Origin of the sequence: Leifsonia poae (assembly GCF_020009625.1) — a bacterium.
Lineage (GTDB): Bacteria > Actinomycetota > Actinomycetes > Actinomycetales > Microbacteriaceae > Leifsonia > Leifsonia poae_A.
In genome coordinates this window covers 2,830,001-2,849,684 of the sequence record NZ_JAIHLP010000002.1, presented here as the reverse complement: position 1 = coordinate 2,849,684, position 19,684 = coordinate 2,830,001, and the positions used below count along the sequence as shown (strand labels likewise).

Genomic DNA, 19,684 nt, shown 5'->3' with positions numbered 1-19,684 from the left:
CCCCCACAGTGTCCAGAGCATAGCGGCGGCGATGAATAGCTGCCACACGGGTGTGTCGAAGTCGGGTGTGCTCATGCTGTTGCCTCACTGATCATGGCGCGGTCGAGGGCGGCGGCGAACGCCTCCGCATGGCTGTCGTGGTTGGTGACCGACCATGCGGTCACGACTACCCACTGGATCCCGAGGAGCTTGGTGACGTAGGGCTTCATGCGGTCACCTGCTCAGCGCTCGGGATCACGATGTGACCGAAGATGCAGTGGCGTTCGGTGATCATCTCACCGTGGCACTCGGTGCCGGCGTCATTCGGGTGCGCTATGTGGTTACCTCTAGAACTCTCTTTAGATGTTCTAGATGGTGTTCTTATAGGCGTTGGTTTATCCAATGCGGTGCGCGTTGGCTTATCCAACGCGGTGCGCGACCGCGTTGGCTTATCCAATGCGGTGAAGAGCGTTGCCCCGCCAAGATCGTGAGGGTCGCAGATTTCCCACGTGTCACCCTCGAACTTGCCGCCACGCCCCTGCAACCGTGTGCGCTTGAGGTAGCCCAAGCTCTCTAGCTCATTGGTAGCTGTTCGCACTGCATCGATGCCCTCGGTGGTCTCATCGGCCAATCCCTTGAGGGTGATGTTCCAGCCGTCCTCGTGACTCATGAGTAGTGCAAGCAGTCCGCGTGCACGGAACGACAGGGCAGAGTCTCGAAGCCACGAGTTCGGCAACTGCGTGAAGTTGCTCTCGAAGCGCATGCGGCGACGAATGAGCCGGGGCTCTATCGATGTCGCGTTTGTTGTCATGTGGACATGCAACCGGGCGACGCGACGAAAGAGCGCAAGATGGTCGGCGTGTCGCGTTATTTATCACGGGGTGCGATACAGTACCGGCATGACGATGATCGAGAACCCGGCATGGACCCTGCTGGATCGCCTCAAGTATGCGCGACTCCTCGCAGGCATGGAGCAAGCAGAGATCGCGGCGAGGCTCGGTGTAGCACGCACCACCGTCAGCGCTTGGGAGACTGGCAGAACGGAGCCGAGCGCGACGAACTTCGTGCGATGGGCGCACGTGACTGGTCAGCCGCTTGAATGGCTGGCCGAAGGCATTAACGACAAAACCCCCGCCGAAGCGGGGGTCGTGTCATCTGTCTCAACCAGAGTGCGCCCGGAGGGATTCGAACCCCCAACCTTCTGATCCGTAGTCAGATGCTCTATCCGTTGAGCTACGGGCGCAATGACACATGAGCACTACGCTCTCGGGCCGGATTAGAGCCTACATGATGCCGTCGAGGACCGCCAATTGGCCGGCGGCCGCTCTGCGAGAGCTACCGAATGTGTCTCATTCGCGTGGAATGGGGCGCATCCGGCAGCTCTCGCGAACCGGAGGGGAGGGGCAGCGCAGCGCGGCGCGGCGCTCAGCTGAAGAGTTCGTCGAGGAAGCAGACGAGGGCGCGCCAGCTGCGGGCGTCGGCCACCGGGCGGTAGCGGTCGGTTCCGGGGATGGTGAAGGCGTGCGCCGCGCCCGAGTAGCTGGTGACCTGCCAATCGACGTGGGGGGCGGCCCGCAGCTCGTTCTCGAAGGCGACGACGTCTTCGTCGGGCACGACCGGGTCGTCGGCGCCGGTGAGCACGAGCAGGGAGGCGGCGATCGCCGCGGCGTCGCTCGGGTCGTGGGTGATGAGGCCGCCGTGGAACGAGACCACGCCGCGGGCCGGCGCACCGGTGCGGGCGAACTCCAGCGCTGCGGTTCCGCCGAAGCAGTAGCCCACGACGGCGAGGCGGGCCGGGTCGACGGCGGGATGCTGCAGCAGCGAGGTGAACCCTGCCGCGACCCGCGCGCGCAGCAGCGGGAGGTCGTTGTAGTACTTGTTGGCTTCGGCCGGGGCGGTCTCGCGGGTGGGCCGCACATCCGCCCCGTACAGGTCGGCCGCGAGCGCCACGTAGCCGAGGCGGGCGAGCATCTGGGCGCGCATCCGCACGGTGTCGCCGACGCCGAGCCAGTCGTGCAGCAGGAGGACGGCCGGTTTGCGATCGTCGGCCTGCACATCCCGTGCGAGGTACCCTTCCAGCGCGAGCCCCTCGTGCTCGTAGCTGAGCGTCTCGGCCTCGATGACCGTGTGGTCGCGGATGGGCACCTGAGCGAGCAGCGCCTCGTGCGCGGGCGACAGGGACGGCGAGGGGGAATCGATTGTCACAACGGCTCCAGGTTCTCGGTTCGCGATGCGACGGTCGTCGCCGCGGCCTGGCCTGCTGTGGCGTCAGCGGATGCGGTGCGCGGGTTCCCGGGGTGCGGGTCGGGATCCCACGGCTTCACCCTACCGCTCGTCGAACTCTGCCGCGATGGCGGCCCCGCGACCCGGCGACCCCGCGACTCCGCGACCCCGCGGCCCCGTGACCGACGTAGCATTGGGCCATGGTCACGGAGTTCGGCAACGAGACGGATGCGAATCGGTACACCATGCGAGTGGATGGCGAACTCGTGGGGGTGCTCGACTACCGCATCCTGGGCGAGGCGATCTCGCTGACGCGGGCGTTCACGGTTCCAGCCCAGCGCGGACGCGGTCTGGCGGCCCGGCTCGTCGAGTTCGCGGTGGACGACATCGGGGCCACGACATCCCTGAAGATCGTGCCGATGTGCTGGTATGTGGCGCAGTGGTTCGACGCGCATCCGGAACGGTCCGGCCTGCTGCAACGCCAGGCGGGCTGATCAGTCGCGGATGCCCGGCGCCGTGACGCCGAGCGGTCGAGCGGTCGATGAACGCCCAGTCACTCCGGCGGTGCCGGATCGGGGTGGCGGGCGGCTTTGCGCGCGGCCGTCTCCTCTTTCATGATCGCCTTGGTGCCGGCCAGGTCGCCGATCGCCGGGCGCCAGGCGCTGGCGCCAGGGTCGGCATCGACGAGCACGGCACGCACCAGCAGGGTGAGCGGCACCGCGAGGATCGCCCCGATCGGTCCGATCACGATCGCCCAGAAGAGCACCGAGAAGAACGTGAGCGTCTGGCTGAGCGCCACGGCGTTGCCGACGACCTTGGGCTGGATGATCGACTGCACCACCGCGTTGATCAGCCCGTAGATCACGATGATGGCGATCACCGTTCCCCAGCCGCCCGTGAAGTAGCCGAACACGAGGGGCGGAATGATCGCGATGAAGTAGCCGACGTTCGGGATGAAACTGCAGAGGAATGACAGCATCGCCCAGAGCAGCGCAGCGGGAACACCGAGCAGCCACAGGGCGACGCCGTTGATGACGCCCTGCACGACCCCGAGAACCGTCGTGACGACCATGTATCGGCGCACCCCGCCGGCGAACCCGTTGAGGGCGCGCACCAATTCGGGTTTGGTGCCGCCCAGCTGCCGGAGCACCGTCGGAGCGTAGCCGGCGTCGGCGGCCATGAGGATCAGCATGGTGAGCACGATCACCAGCGAGGTGACGATGCTGAACGCGCCGCCCAGGAATCCGGTGATCACGGTGAGCAGCTGCGACGGATCGAACCCGCTGACGATCTGCTGCACCTGCTGCTGGCCGATGCCGATGCCGGCCAGCCAGTCGCCCAGCTGCTGTCCCAGCTGCGCGAGCTGCGAGGCATAGCGGGGCAGCATCGTCGCGAACTGCGCGAACGCGATGACGAGCACGACAACGAACGCCGCGAGCAGCACGAACACGACGAGCACCACGGAGCCGGTCGCGAGGCCGCGCGGAGTCCCGTGCTTCTCGAGCCAGCGCCGCACCGGATGCACACAGATCGTGAGCACGAGCGCCAGCAGCACCGGGGCGAGGATGCTGCCGATCCCGGCCATCCCGAACGCAGTGATGGTAGCCGCGGCGAGCCCGACGAGCAGCCAGACGCCCTGCCGCCGACCCCCGGGGATCCCGCCGGCCCGAGCGGGTTCAGCGGGCGGAGCCGGGTCAGGCACCGGCGTCGACATGGGGGGCTCCTCCCGCGTTCGCCAGCGCCACCAGGGCAGTGCGGTTGGTGTCGTAGACGGCGACGCCGTCGATCAGCTCGAGATGCTCGAGCCGGTCTTTCAGCCCCGGACGCAGGCGACTGAGCGCGAGATCGGCGTCGCGGTCGGCCAGCCAGGCACGCACGCTGCGGAAGGAGTCGGCGCCGGTGACGTCCACATCCGTCACCGCCTCCATGTCGAGCACGACGTGCCGCGCCGACGCCCCGCGGACGGCGCGCTTCACAGCTTCCTCGAACGGGGCGCTGTTGGCGAAGAAGAGCGGGGCTGCAAGCCGGATGACGACGACGCCCGGTGCGGTCGGCGCGCCAGGCTCGGCCGCGTCGAGCAGCGAGCTGCTCGGATCGCCGTCGGCCGCTAGCGTGTCGATCGCCGGGTTGGCCGCGCGGCGGGTGACGTTGATCACGGCGAGCACGAAGGCGATCACGATGCCCGCGATCGGTCCGAGCAGCAGCGAACCCAGAAAACACACCGCGGCGATGACGAACTCGAACTTGTCCTGCTTCCAGAGCGCGACCAGGTCGGGGATGCCGAGCAACGGCACCACGGCCACGGCCACGATCGTGCCGATCGCCGGGGAGGGGATGTCTTCGAGCAGTGCTGTGCCGAAGATGAGCAGAGCGAGCGTTCCGAGGGCGGTGACGATGGTGGGCAGCTGCGTGCGCGAGCCCGCCTGGTCCATCGCGGCCGTGCGCGAGGTGGAGGAGCCGACCGAGAACCCCCCGGAGACCCCGGCGCCCAGGTTTGCCACCCCGAACGCGAACAGGTCGCGGTTCGGCTTGGTGGGATAGCCGCGCTTCTCGCCGTAGGACCGGGAGACGAGCAGGCCCTCTCCCATGGTGACGAGGGTGAGCGCGATCGCCGACGGGATGAGGGTGAGCCAGGTCGTCCAGTCGATCACCGGCCAGGTGAGGGTGGGCGGCCCTGCATCCACCTTCCCGAGCACCGACACCCCGGCCTTCTCGGCATCGGTCAGCACCACGACGATCGTTCCGACGATGAGTACGATGAGCGCCCACGGTACGGCGCGGGCGAGCCGGCGACCCCCGAGGAGCACGATGAGCGCGCCCAGTGAGATCACCAGCGACCAGCCGTTGAGCTTCGGGAGCCCGGAGATCAGGCCGGTGACCTTGTCGACGAACTCGCCGCCGCTATCGATTTTGACGCCGAGCATCTTCGCCGCCTGGCTGACCAGGATGTCCAGAGCCAGTCCACCGACGAAGCCGATGAGGATGGGCTTCGACAAGAAGTTGGCGAGGAAGCCGAGCTTGAAGAAGGAACAAAGCAGGAACATCACGCCACAGATCAGCGCCTGCGCAAGCGCGAGTGTGATGTAGTCCTTGCCCCCGGCGACGGCCAGGCCGCCGAGCGAGGAGGCGACGAGTGCGGCCGCGGCGGCATCCGGCGACGCCACCAACTGTCTCGACGATACGGTCAGCGCGTAGACGATGCTCGGGATGACCAGCGCGTAGAGCCCGGCGGTGGGCGGCAACCCGGCTATCTGTGCGTAGCCGATGTTGAGCGGCACGGCGATCGCGAGGAGGGTGATCCCTGCGAGCACCTCCCGCACGGCGTTCTTGCCGGTGAGCCCGGCCAGCGGGCGTATGCCGGCGCGACGCACCGACGCCGCCGGGTCGGGCGGCGTCGGCGCGGTCTGCGTGAGGTCGGTCACGTCACGTCGATCGACGCGCGTGGTCAGGCGGTGGGTGCGGCCGGAGCGCTGGGAGCTGCGGCCGCCGAGGGTGCGGTGCCGTCATGCGCGAGGGCCCGCGCTTTGAGGTGGTCGAACTCCTGCTGCGTGATCGTCCCGTTGTCGAGCAGGCTCTTTGCTTTCGCGATCTCGTCTGCCGGGCTCGACCCGGCCACCTGCTGGATGTAGGAGGTGGCGGCTTTCTGCGCCTGCTCGGCCTGCTTCTGGCTGCGTTCCGCCATGCCCGGTCCGCGCGCGATCAGGTAGACCAGCGCCGTGAGGAAGGGGACGAAGACCAGGAAGACGATCCACAGCGCCTTCCACCAGCCGTTGAGCTTGTGGTCGCGGAAGAGGTCGCCGACGATCGCGAACAGAGCGAACAGGTAGGCGATGAACGCGAAGCTCCAGAAGAAGATCCAGATGATGTTCCAGAAGTTGTCCCAAAAGTTCATATCGAAAATCCCCTCCATACCCCCAGCCCGGAGTGAGCCTGGGTGTGGGCTGAATGTATCGCGTCGCCGGTATCGCGTCTAGCCCCCTCTATTGCGGACGGGGGGCGCTGGGCTACTGTCGGGGTCGAAGCGGAAACCTGGTGCGTTGCCCCGACGTGACCCTTGCGCCGCCGCCACGCTTCCCGAACCACGCCTCGCTTCGAACGTGCCACACGGACGAACGACGGAGGGGTCAATCATGGCTAGTGCGAAGGATGAAGTGCAGCGGTCGACGTTGCCTATTCCCGATCTGGCATATACCGGAACCGTCACATACGACGCCACCGATCCGGACACGCACTATCCGCCGATCAAACGGCTGCTGCCACCGGAGGGTGCGCCGAATGTCCTCGTCGTGCTGATCGACGACACCGGGTTCGGGGCCTCCAGTGCCTTCGGCGGTCCCGTCCACACGCCGAACTTCGAACGGGTCGCCGCGCAGGGACTCAAGTACACCCGCTTCCACACCACCGCGCTCTGCTCGCCGACCCGGGCCGCCCTGCTCTCCGGGCGCAACCATCACACCGTCGGCATGGGTGGGATCACCGAGATCGCGACGAGTGCACCGGGATACAACTCGCTGCGGCCGAACAACTGCGCACCGCTGGCCGAGACCCTGCGCCTCAACGGTTACAACACCGCCCAATTCGGCAAGTGCCACGAAGTTCCCGTCTGGGAGTCGAGCGCCGTCGGACCGTTCGACCATTGGCCGACGCCAGGCGGCGGCTTCGAGTACTTCTACGGCTTCATCGGCGGCGAGACGAACCAGTGGTACCCGGCGATCTACGAGGGGACGACACCGGTCGAACCCTGGGGAACGCCCGAGCAGGGCTACCACTTCATGGCCGACATGACCGAGAAGGCCATCGTCTGGACGAAGCAGCAGAAATCGCTGGCGCCCGACAAGCCGTTCTTCACCTACTTCGCGCCGGGCGCCACCCACGCGCCCCATCACGTTCCGCCGGAGTGGTCCGACAAGTACACAGGCCGGTTCGACCAGGGATGGGACGCTATCCGCGACGAGACGTACGCGCGCCAGAAGGAGCTCGGGGTGATCCCCGAGAACGCGACACTCACGGTTCGCAGCGATGGCATCCCCGCCTGGGACGAGATGAGCGACGAGCTCAAGCCGGTGCTCGCCCGCCAGATGGAGGTGTACGCCGGCTACCTCGAGTACGCCGACCACCACGTCGGGCTGCTGCTCGACGCTCTCGAAGAGATCGGTGAGCTCGACAACACCCTCGTCTACGTGATCATCGGCGACAACGGCGCATCGGCCGAGGGCACGATGACCGGGACGACGAACGAGGCGTTCACCATCAACCACATGACCGAGATGGAAGACGACGCCTACAAGATCGCCCACAAAGACGACCTGGGAACGCCGAAATCGTACAACCACTACGCGATCGGCTGGGCTCACGCGATGGACACGCCGTACCAGTGGACGAAGCAGGTCGCCTCACACTGGGGCGGAACCCGCAACGGCACGATCGTGAGCTGGCCGAACGGCATCGCGGCGCGCGGCGAGATCCGCAACCAGTTCGCTCATGTGATCGATGTGGCGCCGACCGTGCTCGCGGCCGCCGGCATCCCGGAACCGTCGACGGTGAACGGCGTGACGCAGCGACCGTACGAAGGTACGCCGATGAACTCGACGTTCGCTTCGGCCGACGCCGACGAGGCGCACACCACCCAGTACTTCGAGATGCTCGGCAACCGGGCGATCTTCCACAAAGGGTGGACGGCAGTAGCACTGCACAAGAAGCCGTGGCTGGCCTCCGACCGGGGACTCGACGACGATGTGTGGGAGCTGTACAACGTGGAGGAGGACTGGACGCAGTCGCACGATCTCGCCGCGCAGGAGCCCGCCAAGCTGGCCGAGTTGCAACGCCTGTTCCTCATCCAGGCGGCGCGGTTCAATGTGCTGCCGATGGACATCCGTTCGGCGGAGCGTTTCAACGCCGAGCTCGCCGGTCGGCCCGAATTGGTGCGGGGGACCTCACAGACCTTCTACCCGGGGATGAAGCGGCTGAGCGAGAACTCCGTGGTCAATGTGAAGAACAAGTCGTTCACGGTCACGGCGTCGATCACCGTTCCCGAGGGCGGCGCGAGCGGGGTGATCATCGCGCAGGGCGGCTCCTACGGCGGCTGGTCGGTCTATCTCACCGAGGGCAAGCCCGCGTTCGCCTACAACATCATGGGAATCAAGACCGACTTCACCCGTTCGGGCAGCGCACTCGCGGCCGGCGACCACGAGCTGGTCGTCCATTTCGCCTACGCCGGAGGCGGACTCGGCAAGGGCGGGAACGTGACGATCTCCGACGGCGGGACGGTCGTGGCCGCGGGCACGGTGGAGCGCACCCTGCCCTTCTTCTTCTCGATGGATGAGACCGTCGACATCGGGGAGGACCTCGCCTCGCCGGTGTCGAGCGACTACGGTGCGACGGGCAACGCCTTCACGGGAAGGATCAAGCAGGTGCAGCTCGACGCGGGAGACGACAGTCACGACCATCTGATCGATCCGGAACACCGGATGCAGATCGCGATGACGAGGCAGTAGCGGTGGCCGAACTGCTTCCGCCGCACCTCGACACGACGGTGCGGCGCACCCCGGCCGACGGCGCCGCCCGGTGACCGCGACCGCCCCCGTTCGACGATCCTGGCTGCTGCCGACCCTCAGCGGCTACCGCCGCACGTCGCTCGGCCCCGACATCCTGGCCGGGCTTTCGGCCGGTGCGGTCGTCATCCCGCAGGCGATGGCCTACGCCACCATCGCGAACCTTCCAGTGCAGGCGGGCCTCTACAGCTGCATCGTCCCGATGCTCGTTTATGCGCTGCTGGGCGGCTCGCGGGCGATGAGCGTGTCGACCACCTCCACGATCGCCACGCTCACCGCGACCACCCTCGTGTCGGTGGGGGTGGTCGCGAACTCGAACGACATCCCGAGCGACCTCGTGACCCTGACGCTGCTGGTGGGGGTCATCCTGCTGCTGGCGCGGCTGCTGCGGCTCGGATCGCTGGTGGAGATCATCAACCGGCCGACGCTCGTCGGCATCCAGGTGGGGGTGGGGGCGACCGTGGCGGTCGGGCAGCTTCCGAAGCTCCTCGGCGAGAGCGACGAGCCGACCGGTAGCGGTTTCATCCGCTCCCTGCTCGCGGTCGTCCACGCGATTCCGGGGGCGAACGTGACGACCGTCGTGCTCTCGGTCTGCTCGGTGGCAGCGCTCTTCCTCGTCAAACGGTTCCTGCCGAAGGTCCCCGGACCGCTGCTGGTCGTGGCCGTGAGCATCGTGCTGGTGGCGCTCGGCGTGTTCTCGGGTGCCGGGGTGAAGCTCATCCCGGCTGTCGCCCAAGGGTTCCCCCTCCCGGTGCTGCCGAGCTTCGATCACGTGCTCGGGCTGCTTCCCGGCGCTTTCGCGATCGCCGTGATGGCGTTCCTGGAATCCACGGCGGTTGCCCGCGGCATCCGAGAGCCGGGCGAGACGGCCATCGACAGCAACCAGGAGCTGCTGGCGACCGCGGCCGCGAACGTGATCGGCGGCTTCTACCAGACCCTCCCGGCGGCGGGCGGGTTCTCGCAGAGCGCCGTCAACAAGGGAGCGGGGGCGAGGTCGCAGCTTGCCGGTCTGGTCACGGTGGTGCTGGCGGTGATCGTCGGGCTGTTCCTCGGGCCGGTGCTGAGCCTGCTCCCCCAGGCCACGCTCGCCTCCCTCGTGTTCGTGGCGGTGTTCGGCCTCATCGATGTGGGTGCTTTGAGACGCCTGTGGCGCATCAGCCGTCGCGACTTCTGGATCGCGATGGTCACCACGGCGATCGGGTTGACGGCCGGGCTGCTCGTCGCCGTGGCGGCCGGAGTCGTGCTCACGCTCATCCTCGTGCTGGCGGCGCTGAACAAGCCGCGCATCGGGGTGACGGATGCGGTGGACGGCGACCTGACGGTCACCCTGCTCGGGCCCCTGTACACGGCGAACGTGCTCTCGACGGAGCAAGCCGTGCTCGCGCTCGCCGAGACGATGCCGGATCTGCGGGTGCTGACTCTCGACGCCGCACGCCTGCAAGAGGTGTCGGTGACCATCCTCGACACGTTCGAAGATCTCGATCGCGAGCTCGCGGGCCGCGGGGTGGAGCTGCGGTTCGCCGCGCTTCCGGCGTCGGCCCGTGCGGTTGCCGAACGCACCCAATGGTTCCGTTCCCTCGTGGAGGCCGGGCGCGTGCTGAGCTGAGCTGCGGGGATCAGTCGGGTTCGACAGGGAAGAGCTCGCCCAGGGCATCGCCGTCGGCCCCGGATGCGCCCGCCGGGTCGACAGCAGCAGCGTCGGCGGGGCGGGCGCGGCGGCGCGGCACCCAGTCGGGCGAGCCGCGCATCCCATACAGCGCGGTGGCGATGGCCGCCGTGAGCACAGCGCCGAGCACGATGGTGAGTGGCCCGTTCCAGGGCGCGCCGGGCAGAAACCCATCGCCGGCGATCGAGGCGAGGAACCCGCCGAACTGCAGCACGCCGCAGACGACCGGGATCGGCGCGAGGGCCAGCGCCCGCAGGAGCGCCCACCAGCGGTGGCCGAAGCACAGGTCGACGGCGGCGAAGACCAGCCAGGCCACGAAGAACGGAACCGCGAGCAGCAACACGACGGTGACGCTCACACCGCCGGCACCGAACGCGTTGTCGAGTACGCCGAGCACGAAGTTGCCGCCGGCATCCCCGCTGAGTGCGAAACTCAGCAGGCCGACCGACGCAGTCACGTAACCGAGCGAGATCGCCGCCTGCAGCGCGAGCATCGCAACCACGGCGACGGCCGCCGGCACGACCACCCGCAGCGCACGTTGCACGGGGTCGGCCGGCCGACGGGACAGAGCGGCGGTCTGCGGCATGTGCCCACCCTAGGGCAGCGTCGCGGCCACACCCTATGCTGTGGCCATGAGCACAAAGAGCAAGCAGGGACCGCACCGGGAGACCACCCTCAATGTCCGGGTCGGTCGGGGGCACTGGGGCGCATTCGCCGGGCTGATCGTGGCGGTGCTGATCGCCTATCCGCTCTCGGCGTGCATCGCGTTCGCCACGCATCCTGCCACCCAGAAACTGTTCGGCGGCCGGCTGGAGTCGGCTTCGCAGGCGGGCTACCAGGCGTTCTGGTGGATCCTCGCGCTGCTGTGCATCGCGCTCCCGTTCATCGTCGGGTTCGGTATCGCGAAGCTTTCGAGCCGCACGCTCGCCGTCATCGGCGGAGTCGTCGTCGTGTTCCTGATCCTGGTGATCGTGCTCGGCCAGATGTTCGCGTTCTAGAGTCCGGACGTTTCGGGCGGCACAGTCAGCGGCCGGATTCGCGGGCGTCGCGCGCAGCCCGGAGACCAGGCACGGCACGCTCCTCGTCGCGGGTCACAGTTGCACGGTGGGTGAGCATCGAGGCGGGAAGCCAGTCGCTCAGCGTGAAGCGGTGACGGCGGGGGATGCGGTGATCGTCATGCTCTGCGCGGATCGGGCGTGCGATCCAGCCGTGTTCGATGCCGAGGGTCCAGAAGTCGTTTGCCATGTCCCCAACGTTATGGACGAAAATATCCGGCCACGAGATGGCCCCAGGACTATCTTCGTAAAGATACCGCCACTACACTCGAAGGATGTTGCACTCCGTGGCGGTGCCCCTCATCGACGACTTCGCGATGTTTGAGTTCGGCGTGGTCTGCGAGGTGTTCGGAGTGGACCGCAGTTATGCGGCGCTCCCCCGGTTCGACTTCCGCGTCTGCGGCGTCGAAACGGGAGTCCCGCTCGCCAATCCGACGGGGGTGACCGTGACCCCGCCGTTCGGTCTGGAGGCGATGGACGACGCCGACCTGATCGCCGTGCCGGCCGCGCGCATCCGCGACGACTATCCGACAGAACTGCTCGCGGCGTTGCGACGGGCGAGCGACCGCGGAGCGATTCTGCTCAGCGTGTGCTCGGGCGCCTTCGTGCTGGGCGCCGCCGGCCTGCTCGACGGCCGCGCGTGCACCACCCACTGGCGGTATGCGGATGAGCTGGCCGCCCGCTACCCGAAATCCCGGGTGGACCCGGATGTGCTCTTCGTCGATGACGGCGACCTCGTCACCAGCGCAGGAACCGTGGCCGGTGTGGATGCGAGCCTTCACCTGGTGCGTCGCGAGCTCGGCAGCGCAGTCGCCACGACGATCGCCCGCAACATGGTCGTGCCCCCGCAGCGCGACGGCGGGCAGCGGCAGTACATCGAACGGCCGGTCTCCGAATGCACCGACGACACGTTCAGCGCGCTTCTCGACGACCTGAGCGAACGGCTCGACGAGACGCACACGGTCGCAGGGCTCGCACAGCGCACTCGCATGTCGACCCGCAGCTTCGCCCGCCGGTTCGTCGCAGAGACCGGGGTGCCGCCGATGCAGTGGCTCACCCGGCAGCGCATCCTTCAAGCCCGGCTGCTGCTGGAGACGACTGATCTACCCATCGATGAAGTGGCCCGGCGGTGCGGGTTCGGGAGCGCCACGCTGTTCCGTCACCATTTCGACCAGGAGGTCGGCGTCCCCCCGACGAGCTATCGCAAGACGTTCGCCTGCGCAGCCGAAAGCGCCTGACGGTCGCCGGGATCAGCCGCAGGTCCAGCCGATGATGATGCCGAGGGCACCGAGGGTGGTCGTGATGGTGCGCGTCTGCAGCGAGGCCGGCGAAACCCAGTTGCCGTAGGTGGCGTAGACCGTGACCGTCATCGAGCCGGCGATCGTGAGCACCGAACCCGGAATGCCCACCGAGGTCGTCGGCGCCGTCGTGGTCGTCGAACCCGAGCCGGCCGTTCCGCTGTAGGTCACCAAGTATCCGGTCGGGGCGACGCCATTCCCCGTCGTCGGCGGCGCGGTCCAGGAGACCGGGATGCTGACGGCGAGAAGGCCGGACGCCGCTCCGCAGCTGAGGGTGGGCACCGGGTTGAGCACACCGGAGGCCGCCGTCGCTGTGCTGAATCCCGGGCGGGTCCAGGCGGCCTGCGTCGGCGCCGGCCGGGCGGTGAGGCTCAGCAGGAGCAAGCCGACGGCCCCCAGCGCGACGGCCACACGCTTCATTGCGCCGCCCTGCTCTCCCGCACGCGGTCGGCGCGACGGCGCCGTCGGCGCTCCGCGGCCGCGGCCGCGATCCCCAGCAGGAGGGCGCCTGCCGCCAGACCGACCGCGAGACCGGGAACGCGGGTGCCGGTGTCGGCCAGCCCGGCCGGCGCCCCCGCGGTCGCTGCGTCGTCGCCCGCTCCCCACGCGTGCACGCGCAGATCCGCGCTACTGCCGGGCGCCCATCCAGCCGGCAACGTCACGGTCACGGCAAGCCAGCGCTGCTCGGTCGACGGCATCACCGTGAGGGTGCGCACGCCGTCGGTGCCCGCACCGGTGAGCACGGCGGAGAGCGGCTGAGCGTCGAGCACGGGCAGCCGCCGGCCCGGGCACACCGTGTTCGCCCAGCGCTCGCTGCACTCGACGACGGCCACCCGCAGACCCCCCACACCGGCCAGTGCACCCGTGGCACTCAACCCGATGCTCACGGGGGCCGGCTCGGGCGGATGCGCGGCGACACCGACCACCCAGAGCGCCGGCCGCCCCGGCGTCAGATCGGTCAGCTGCTCCGGATCGCCGAGGGACGTGAGCGTGAGGTACCTGCTCGCGACGACGGTCTCGGCCGTCGCCGCCTGCGCGACACCGGCGGCGCTGAGAGCGGCGGCGAGGGGCAGGAAGACCGCGAGCGCGATCAGCCCGAAGACCCGGGGCAGCGCCGGGCCGGTCGCGATGTCGGCGTTCCGGGTGCCAGCACGGGATGCGGCCGCACCGGATACGGCATCAGTCGACCCACCGGCCGCGTGTCGGCCGCGTGACCGTGTCGCATCGGCCGGCCCCCGATCGCCGGAACGGCCGTCGTCGCGGTCATCGCCCGACGTTTCGTCGCTTGGGGCGCCGCCGGCGCCCCCGCCTGGGCCGTCGTCGCGACGGCGCGGCCAGAAAGCCCAGCCGACCAGCAGCGAAACGCCGACGGTCACGGCGCCGAGCACCACCGGGTTAGAGGCGAACACGATCACCCGGGCGCCGCCGGGCACGCTCGCGATCACGAGGCGCACATGCTCGACCAGGTAGGGCTGCGGGTCGTTCTGCGGATTCGCATCCCCGCGCAGGGTCAACGACGTCAGCCCGTGCGCGGCCGGAGCACTCGCGACGATGCGGTGGGTGATCGGGAGCTCGCCGGGGCGGTCGACCGTGACGACGTCGCCGACCGTGACGTCGGCAGCGGGCACCTGGCGCACCACCGCCACCGAGCCCGTCGGGATCGTGGGGCTCATCGATCCGGTCTTGAACAGGATGAGGCTCACGTGGAACACAGTCGCGGCGATGACCGCGACGATGCACAGCACGCCGCCGATCGCCGCGACGGTCAGGAGCACATTGCCCGCCTTCGAGGCGAGACGGGAGGAGGTGGCCGGGTCGGCACGCGCCGGTGTCGCCCGTGGGCGGAGATCGTTCGACATTCGGTGCTCCTAGCTGCTGGTGGCGGCGAACTGCCAGGTCGCGGTAGCGGTCTTGCCCTGCAGGGAGTTGGGCGCGGAGGCGGGCAGGGTCACCTCGAAGCAATACCCGGTCGCCGCGCCCGGCGCCGCGCCGGTCGCAGCGGCGAGCGCCGTGTTCACCCCGCTTTCCTGACCGGCGGTGAGCGCTCGCGTGACGCCGGCGGCGCCCACGACGAACGAGGGCGATCCGGTGAACGCGGCGGCCGAGCAGGTTCCGGTGGTGAGCACGACCCGGTACACGAGCGCGGCGCCCAGGGTCGCCGCATCCGTGCCGCCCAGCGTGGCACCGTTCAGCACGACAGTCCCGGCCACGGAGTTCGCCTTGGTGCGGATGAGGACGGGGAAGTAGCTCGAGACGCCCGGCGCGAACGGCCCGGCGAGGGTGAAGGTGGCTCCGGGGGCGGTCGCGTTGTCCGCGTAGGCGGCGCCGTTGACGCTCGACTGGGTGTCGAACACCGACGACGAGAAAGTGCCGGTGGCGAACTCGTTGTCGGTCCAGCTCGCGAGGGTGACGGTCGCTCCGACGCCGAGGACCAGCCCGCCGGCCAGGACCGCCCGCAGCCGGAGGGCCCGAACACTCCGGCTGCGGTGCGGTCGCACCTGAGACACGGCTTCGCCTACTGGGATGCCGCGGTGAACTGCCAGGTCGCCGAACCGGTCTGCCCTTGGACGAGACCGGCCCCCGCCGTCATCTTGAAGCAGAGGAACACCGGCGCGCCGGCTGCTCCCCCCGTGCCCTGGGCCAGCGGGAACGTCACCGACCCCGGCACGGTCGTGAGGGCGGTTCCCGCGGGGACGAGATCTGTTCCGGTCGTCGCGGCCGTGCAGCCGAATGTCGTCGTCTGCAGCAGCTCGTAGGTGATCTGGGTGACCGTTCCGGTCGTGCCCGCGCTTGAGACCGTGACCACGGCGTTGTTCGTCGTGTTGGCCGCGAGTTCGACGGCGAACGGTGCGGCGGTCACCGCCGTCGGGGAGAGCGAAGCGGCATTGACCGTGAACCCGAGCGTCGCAGCGGTACCGGCCGTCGCGTGGTCGGTGAAGGTCGTGCCGTCCGTGCTGCCGACGAGGTTGAACGTGCCCGCGGTGAACGTGCCCTGCGCGAACTCCGAGTCGTTCCAGGCGGCCAGGGTGACGGCAGCCCCGACACCGAGCACGAGTCCTCCCGCGAGGATCGCCTTCACCTTGCGCGACATCGTCCTGCGTTTGCGCGACCGGGTCGGCCCGGCGGCGGGCACCGCGTCCGTGTCAGTCATGACAGCTCCTTCTGTTTGGACGAACCGTTCGGGCAGGGGCCCGATCAGGCGTTGCTCTTCGTGCGGCGCGCGACCGCCCCGACTCCGGCGATCAGCAGGAGCACGGCGAAGCCGCCGAGCACCAGCGAGGGGCCGAGATCCGATCCGGTCGCCGCCAATCCGCCCGACGTTCCGGATGCCCCGGCGGGAGCGGTCGACGTGGTGTAGGCGAAAGCGTCCGGCAGGGTGCCGGTGCCACAGGCGGGGGCGCCGACCACGGTGATCCCGATGGTGCCCGTTCCGGCCGGACTCACGGCGGTGATCGTCGTGTCGTCCACCACGGTGAAGCTCGTGGCCGGGGTGGTGCCGAAGAGCACGCCGGTGGCTCCCGTGAAGCAGTGGCCGCTGATCGTGACGGTGGTGCCCCCCGCCGCAGGGCCCGAGCCCGGATCCACGGTGTCGATCGTCGTCGACGGGTCGAAGACGAAGGTGCCGGGAGCCGAGTCGCCCTTCGGCGAGAGCACCGTCACGTCGACGGGTCCCGGTGCGTGAGCCGGTGAGGTGACCGTGATCGTCGTGTCGTTCACCACGGCGAAATGGGTGCCCGGCACACTGCCCGTCGGCAGGACGAGACTCGGCGTCGCGAGCCGGAACAGCGCCACCGGGGCACTCACTCCGAACAGCACGCCGGTGGCGCCGGTGAAGCCGGTTCCGGTGATCGTCACCACTGTGCCGCCGGCCTCCGGCCCATGAACGGGCGTCAGCCCCGTGATGACCGGGGGCACGACCACGTCGAAGGTGAAGGTGCCGGGAGCAGAATCGCCGTTCGGTGACTGCACCACCACGTCCGCCGCACCGGCCGCATGGGCCGGGGTCGTGACCGTGATCGTCGTGTCGTTCACGACGGTGAAGCCCGTGCCCGGGGTGCCGCCGAAGGTCACGCCTGTGGCCCCGGTGAACCCGGTGCCCGTGATCGTCACCACCGTTCCACCGGTCTCCGGGCCGTGGTCGGGCACGATCGTCGTGATCGCAGGCGGGGCCGGGTCGAAGGTGAAGGCGCCCGCGTTCGAGGCTCCGTTCGGCGTCGTGACGACCACGTCGGTCGCGCCGGCCGCGTGCGCCGGCGTCGTCGCGGTGATCGTCGTGTCGTTCACGACGGTGAAGGATGCGGCGGCGGTGCCCCCGAAGGTGACGCCCACGGTCCCGGTGAAGCCGGTGCCCGTGATCGTCACCACCGTTCCGCCCGCGGCCGGACCGTGTGTCGGGCTCAGGCCCGTGATGGTCGGGGCCGCCGCGTCGTAGGTGAAGGTGCCGGGAGCCGAATCGCCGTTCGGCGACTGCACGACGACGTCCACCGGTCCGGGCGCGTGCGCCGGGCTCGTGACCGTGATCGTCGTGTCGTTCACCACGGTGAACGTCGTGCCGCTGGTCCCGTCGAACGTGGCGCCGGTCGCACCGGTGAAACCGGTGCCCGTGATCGTCACCACGGTTCCGCCGATCGCAGGACCGCTCGTCGGCGTGAGACCGGTGATGGCGGGGGCCGGCGCTGCGTCGAAGGTGAACGTGCCGGGAGCCGAATCGCCGTTCGGCGACTGCACCACCACATCCGCCGCGCCCGCCGCATGAGCCGGGGTCGTGACCGTGATCGTCGTGTCATTCACGACCGTGAACGTCGTACCGGCCGTGCCACCGAACGTCACACCCGTGGCCCCGGTGAACCCGGTGCCCGTGATCGTCACCGCAGTGCCACCCGCAGCCGGGCCATGCGTCGGTGTCAAGCCCGTGATGACCGGGGCCGTCGGCGAAGCGTCGAACGTGAACGTGCCCGGTGCAGAGTCGCCGCTCGGCGACTGGACCACCACATCGACGGGGCCGGGTGTGTGCGCGGGCGTCGTGACGGTGATGGAGGTGTCGTTCACCACGGTGAACGTCGTACCGGCCGTTCCACCGAAGGTGACCCCCGTCGCGCCGGTGAACCCGGTGCCGGTGATCGTGACCACCGTGCCACCCGCCGCAGGGCCGTGCGTCGGGCTCACGCTCGTGACCGCCGGCGCTGCGTCGAAGGTGAACGTGCCGGGAGCCGAATCGCCGTTCGGCGACTGCACCACCACATCCGCCGCACCGGCAGCGTGGGCCGGGGTCGTGACCGTGATCGTCGTGTCATTCACGACCGTGAACGAAGTGCCGGCCGTGCCACCGAACGTCACACCCGTGGCCCCGGTGAACCCGGTGCCCGTGATCGTCACCGCAGTGCCACCCGCAGCCGGGCCATGCGTCGGCGTCAGACCGGTGACGACTGGAGCGACGGCCAGGGCGTTGACCCCCACCGTCGCGCTCGCGACGTTGAGCTGAAGAGCGGCCGCAGCGGGCAGAACCGTCGCGCGCAGCGCGGTCTCGCTGAAGACGCCGGCCGCCGTGGACTGGTTGTTGACCGTCAGCGTCAACGCACCGTTGAGCACCGGTTTGATCGCCGGGATGAGGGTGCCCGTCACCGGCGCGATGACCGCCGGGCCGAGCGCCGAGATCGCCGTTCCGAGCGCGCCGAGCGGCGACGTGAGCGCCGAGACGACCGTCGTGAGGCCACCGGGGAGTCCCAGACCGACACCGAGCAGGGTGATGCCGGAGGTGTTGCCGGCGAGAAGCTGGGCGATCGTCTCGTTGATGGTCAGCACAGACAAGCCGAGCACTTGCGTCGTGGCCGAGACTGTGATCGCGTTCGTCACAGAGGTGAGCGTGTTCTGCACCTGGGTGAGCAGCGAGCCTACGACACCCGAGATCCGGGTGCCGATCGCCGTGATGACGGCGTCGGTCAGGAGATCGGTGTTCGCGCCGAGACCTTCGAGCGCGGTCAGGGCGGAGAGATCGATCGTCACCGTTCCGGTGGACAGATCGATACTGACGCCCGGGTACGCCGCGCTGGTGATCGGCCCGGCGAGCAATGGCGCCACGGCGGCATGAAGATCGTTGGCCGACACCGACACGGTCGTGCTCGTGAGGCCGCCGAGGTTCAGGAGGTTCAGCGCACCGGCGATGGTCCCGCTCGGGCCGGCGAGCGCGTTGACCGTGTTCTGCACGGTCGTCACCTGGTTGTTGATGGCCGTGGTCAGCCCGGCGAGGGTCGGGCTCTGGAACGAGAGCCCGACATTAGCGAGCGAATAGGATCCGGCAGGCACTCCGGGAGCGGTCTGCGCCGCCCGCGCGGCCAAGACACCGGCGGAGAGGCTGAGCTGGGCGATCTGGTTGATCGTGGCCGGCGGCAACCCGAGGGAGCCGACCGCTTGCGCGAGATTCAGGCTCAGCGGGCCGGGGGCCACCCCGGGGGCCGGCGTGATTCCCGTGCCGATGTCGCCACTGGCGGACGTGAGCCCGGAGGCGCCGACCGACGATCCGTTCTGCAGCGCCGAGGCGTACTGCTCGACGACGCCGACGTTGCCGAGGTTGATCGGCAGCTGGATTCCGCCCGGCGCTGTGAGGTTCACCGCGCCGAGCACGCCCACATTCAGATTGTTCGCTTTGGTCTGGTCGGCGGAGCCCGCGCTCGTCGCACTCTCCCCACCCAGGGAGACCAGGAGGCCGGCATCGAGCCCGAGCAGCGAACCGCTCAGGTACTGGCCTGTGGCGTTCGACGTGTCGCCGGGCGCGGCCTGGGCCGAGAGGGCGGAGGTGCCGACCAGCGCGAGCGCGAGAGCGGTTCCGAACGCGGCAGACCGGACGAACCTGGGATGTTCACCCCCCGCACGGTGACGAGCAGTCGAGTGGCGGACGAGACCGACGAACATAAG

Annotated in this window: 20 protein-coding genes and 1 tRNA gene; 6 read left to right on the top strand and 15 right to left on the bottom strand. The window is 69.1% G+C overall.

What is annotated here, in order from left to right; all coding sequences use genetic code 11:
* Positions 1-71 precede the first annotated feature (71 nt).
* Both K5L49_RS14375 and K5L49_RS14370 read right to left on the bottom strand, forming a co-directional pair.
* Entirely contained in the window at positions 72-209 is a 138-nt protein-coding gene (locus tag K5L49_RS14375) for a hypothetical protein (RefSeq protein ID WP_223693776.1), read from the bottom strand.
* Positions 206-790, bottom strand: a complete 585-nt coding sequence (locus K5L49_RS14370; protein ID WP_223693774.1) for a helix-turn-helix domain-containing protein — start codon at positions 788-790, stop codon at positions 206-208. The genes K5L49_RS14375 and K5L49_RS14370 overlap by 4 nt, the downstream gene beginning before the upstream one ends.
* Positions 791-878: 88 nt before the next feature.
* Between K5L49_RS14370 and K5L49_RS14365 the strand changes: the two genes are divergently transcribed.
* Positions 879-1,184: a helix-turn-helix domain-containing protein gene (locus tag K5L49_RS14365; protein WP_223693772.1), complete on the top strand. Its 306-nt coding sequence runs from the start codon at positions 879-881 to the stop codon at positions 1,182-1,184.
* On the opposite strand, the gene K5L49_RS14360 is transcribed toward K5L49_RS14365, so the two are convergent.
* The 3 genes from K5L49_RS14360 to K5L49_RS20185 all read right to left on the bottom strand — a co-directional run bounded on the left by K5L49_RS14360 (position 1,150) and on the right by K5L49_RS20185 (position 2,303).
* Positions 1,150-1,222, bottom strand: a tRNA-Arg gene (locus K5L49_RS14360). The two genes, K5L49_RS14365 and K5L49_RS14360, sit on opposite strands and share 35 nt — an antisense overlap.
* 182 nt (positions 1,223-1,404) lie before the next feature.
* Positions 1,405-2,184 (bottom strand): dienelactone hydrolase family protein, encoded by a 780-nt coding sequence (locus K5L49_RS14355; protein ID WP_223693771.1) that lies wholly within the window; start codon positions 2,182-2,184, stop codon positions 1,405-1,407.
* Positions 2,181-2,303, bottom strand: coding sequence for a hypothetical protein (locus K5L49_RS20185; protein WP_263298876.1), 123 nt, complete (start codon positions 2,301-2,303; stop codon positions 2,181-2,183). The genes K5L49_RS14355 and K5L49_RS20185 overlap by 4 nt, the downstream gene beginning before the upstream one ends.
* Before the next feature lie 99 nt (positions 2,304-2,402).
* On the opposite strand from K5L49_RS20185, the gene K5L49_RS14350 reads away from it, so the two are divergent.
* The gene (locus K5L49_RS14350) at positions 2,403-2,696 is read left to right on the top strand and encodes a GNAT family N-acetyltransferase (protein WP_223693769.1); all 294 of its coding nucleotides are present in this window, start codon (positions 2,403-2,405) and stop codon (positions 2,694-2,696) included.
* 59 nt (positions 2,697-2,755) lie between these two features.
* Here K5L49_RS14350 and K5L49_RS14345 read toward each other — a convergent pair whose 3' ends face one another.
* The 3 genes from K5L49_RS14345 to K5L49_RS14335 are packed head-to-tail and all read right to left on the bottom strand — an operon-like array spanning position 2,756 to position 6,094.
* Complete coding sequence (locus K5L49_RS14345; protein ID WP_223693767.1) at positions 2,756-3,916, bottom strand: AI-2E family transporter; 1,161 nt, start codon at positions 3,914-3,916, stop codon at positions 2,756-2,758.
* On the bottom strand, positions 3,897-5,624 hold the full coding sequence (locus K5L49_RS14340) for a SulP family inorganic anion transporter (RefSeq protein WP_223693765.1): 1,728 nt from the start codon (positions 5,622-5,624) through the stop codon (positions 3,897-3,899). The genes K5L49_RS14345 and K5L49_RS14340 overlap by 20 nt, the downstream gene beginning before the upstream one ends.
* A 23-nt stretch (positions 5,625-5,647) precedes the next feature.
* Complete coding sequence (locus K5L49_RS14335; protein WP_223693763.1) at positions 5,648-6,094, bottom strand: SHOCT domain-containing protein; 447 nt, start codon at positions 6,092-6,094, stop codon at positions 5,648-5,650.
* 238 nt (positions 6,095-6,332) lie between these two features.
* Here K5L49_RS14335 and K5L49_RS14330 point away from each other — a divergent pair, with 238 nt between their 5' ends.
* Positions 6,333-8,696, top strand: a complete 2,364-nt coding sequence (locus K5L49_RS14330; protein ID WP_223693762.1) for an arylsulfatase — start codon at positions 6,333-6,335, stop codon at positions 8,694-8,696.
* 70 nt (positions 8,697-8,766) lie between these two features.
* Positions 8,767-10,359 carry a SulP family inorganic anion transporter gene (locus K5L49_RS14325; protein WP_223693760.1) on the top strand — a complete coding sequence of 531 codons (1,593 nt, stop codon included), beginning with the start codon at positions 8,767-8,769 and terminating at the stop codon, positions 10,357-10,359.
* Positions 10,360-10,369: 10 nt separating this feature from the next.
* On the opposite strand, the gene K5L49_RS14320 is transcribed toward K5L49_RS14325, so the two are convergent.
* Entirely contained in the window at positions 10,370-11,005 is a 636-nt protein-coding gene (locus tag K5L49_RS14320) for a hypothetical protein (protein ID WP_223693759.1), read from the bottom strand.
* A gap of 46 nt (positions 11,006-11,051) precedes the next feature.
* Here K5L49_RS14320 and K5L49_RS14315 point away from each other — a divergent pair, with 46 nt between their 5' ends.
* The gene (locus K5L49_RS14315) at positions 11,052-11,417 is read left to right on the top strand and encodes a hypothetical protein (RefSeq protein ID WP_223693757.1); all 366 of its coding nucleotides are present in this window, start codon (positions 11,052-11,054) and stop codon (positions 11,415-11,417) included.
* Positions 11,418-11,442: 25 nt separating this feature from the next.
* On the opposite strand, the gene K5L49_RS14310 is transcribed toward K5L49_RS14315, so the two are convergent.
* Entirely contained in the window at positions 11,443-11,664 is a 222-nt protein-coding gene (locus tag K5L49_RS14310) for a hypothetical protein (protein WP_223693755.1), read from the bottom strand.
* Between the two features lie 85 nt (positions 11,665-11,749).
* Here K5L49_RS14310 and K5L49_RS14305 point away from each other — a divergent pair, with 85 nt between their 5' ends.
* A complete protein-coding gene (locus tag K5L49_RS14305; RefSeq protein ID WP_223693753.1) occupies positions 11,750-12,712 on the top strand; it encodes a helix-turn-helix domain-containing protein in 963 nt (320 codons plus the stop codon).
* 12 nt (positions 12,713-12,724) lie between these two features.
* Here K5L49_RS14305 and K5L49_RS14300 read toward each other — a convergent pair whose 3' ends face one another.
* The 5 genes from K5L49_RS14300 to K5L49_RS14280 are packed head-to-tail and all read right to left on the bottom strand — an operon-like array spanning position 12,725 to position 19,681.
* Positions 12,725-13,192: a hypothetical protein gene (locus tag K5L49_RS14300; RefSeq protein ID WP_223693751.1), complete on the bottom strand. Its 468-nt coding sequence runs from the start codon at positions 13,190-13,192 to the stop codon at positions 12,725-12,727.
* Positions 13,189-14,631: a signal peptidase I gene (locus K5L49_RS14295; protein ID WP_223693750.1), complete on the bottom strand. Its 1,443-nt coding sequence runs from the start codon at positions 14,629-14,631 to the stop codon at positions 13,189-13,191. Before K5L49_RS14295 ends, K5L49_RS14300 begins: the two co-directional genes overlap by 4 nt.
* A 9-nt stretch (positions 14,632-14,640) precedes the next feature.
* Entirely contained in the window at positions 14,641-15,279 is a 639-nt protein-coding gene (locus K5L49_RS14290) for a SipW-dependent-type signal peptide-containing protein (RefSeq protein ID WP_223693748.1), read from the bottom strand.
* A gap of 8 nt (positions 15,280-15,287) precedes the next feature.
* Positions 15,288-15,923: a SipW-dependent-type signal peptide-containing protein gene (locus K5L49_RS14285; RefSeq protein WP_223693746.1), complete on the bottom strand. Its 636-nt coding sequence runs from the start codon at positions 15,921-15,923 to the stop codon at positions 15,288-15,290.
* Positions 15,924-15,967: 44 nt separating this feature from the next.
* A complete protein-coding gene (locus K5L49_RS14280; protein ID WP_223693745.1) occupies positions 15,968-19,681 on the bottom strand; it encodes an IPT/TIG domain-containing protein in 3,714 nt (1,237 codons plus the stop codon).
* Between the last annotated feature and the right edge of the window lie 3 nt (positions 19,682-19,684).

Excerpts from the sequence above, each read along its gene's own strand:
- K5L49_RS14375 (WP_223693776.1), bottom strand. The coding sequence starts at position 209 with ATGAAGCCCTACGTCACCAAGCTCCTCGGGATCCAGTGGGTAGTCGTG.
- K5L49_RS14370 (WP_223693774.1), bottom strand. The coding sequence starts at position 790 with ATGACAACAAACGCGACATCGATAGAGCCCCGGCTCATTCGTCGCCGC.
- K5L49_RS14365 (WP_223693772.1), top strand. The coding sequence starts at position 879 with ATGACGATGATCGAGAACCCGGCATGGACCCTGCTGGATCGCCTCAAG.
- K5L49_RS14350 (WP_223693769.1), top strand. The coding sequence starts at position 2,403 with ATGGTCACGGAGTTCGGCAACGAGACGGATGCGAATCGGTACACCATG.
- K5L49_RS14345 (WP_223693767.1), bottom strand. The coding sequence starts at position 3,916 with ATGTCGACGCCGGTGCCTGACCCGGCTCCGCCCGCTGAACCCGCTCGG.
- K5L49_RS14335 (WP_223693763.1), bottom strand. The coding sequence starts at position 6,094 with ATGAACTTTTGGGACAACTTCTGGAACATCATCTGGATCTTCTTCTGG.
- K5L49_RS14330 (WP_223693762.1), top strand. The coding sequence starts at position 6,333 with ATGGCTAGTGCGAAGGATGAAGTGCAGCGGTCGACGTTGCCTATTCCC.
- K5L49_RS14320 (WP_223693759.1), bottom strand. The coding sequence starts at position 11,005 with ATGCCGCAGACCGCCGCTCTGTCCCGTCGGCCGGCCGACCCCGTGCAA.
- K5L49_RS14315 (WP_223693757.1), top strand. The coding sequence starts at position 11,052 with ATGAGCACAAAGAGCAAGCAGGGACCGCACCGGGAGACCACCCTCAAT.
- K5L49_RS14310 (WP_223693755.1), bottom strand. The coding sequence starts at position 11,664 with ATGGCAAACGACTTCTGGACCCTCGGCATCGAACACGGCTGGATCGCA.
- K5L49_RS14305 (WP_223693753.1), top strand. The coding sequence starts at position 11,750 with ATGTTGCACTCCGTGGCGGTGCCCCTCATCGACGACTTCGCGATGTTT.
- K5L49_RS14300 (WP_223693751.1), bottom strand. The coding sequence starts at position 13,192 with ATGAAGCGTGTGGCCGTCGCGCTGGGGGCCGTCGGCTTGCTCCTGCTG.
- K5L49_RS14295 (WP_223693750.1), bottom strand. The coding sequence starts at position 14,631 with ATGTCGAACGATCTCCGCCCACGGGCGACACCGGCGCGTGCCGACCCG.
- K5L49_RS14285 (WP_223693746.1), bottom strand. The coding sequence starts at position 15,923 with ATGACTGACACGGACGCGGTGCCCGCCGCCGGGCCGACCCGGTCGCGC.
- K5L49_RS14280 (WP_223693745.1), bottom strand. The coding sequence starts at position 19,681 with ATGTTCGTCGGTCTCGTCCGCCACTCGACTGCTCGTCACCGTGCGGGG.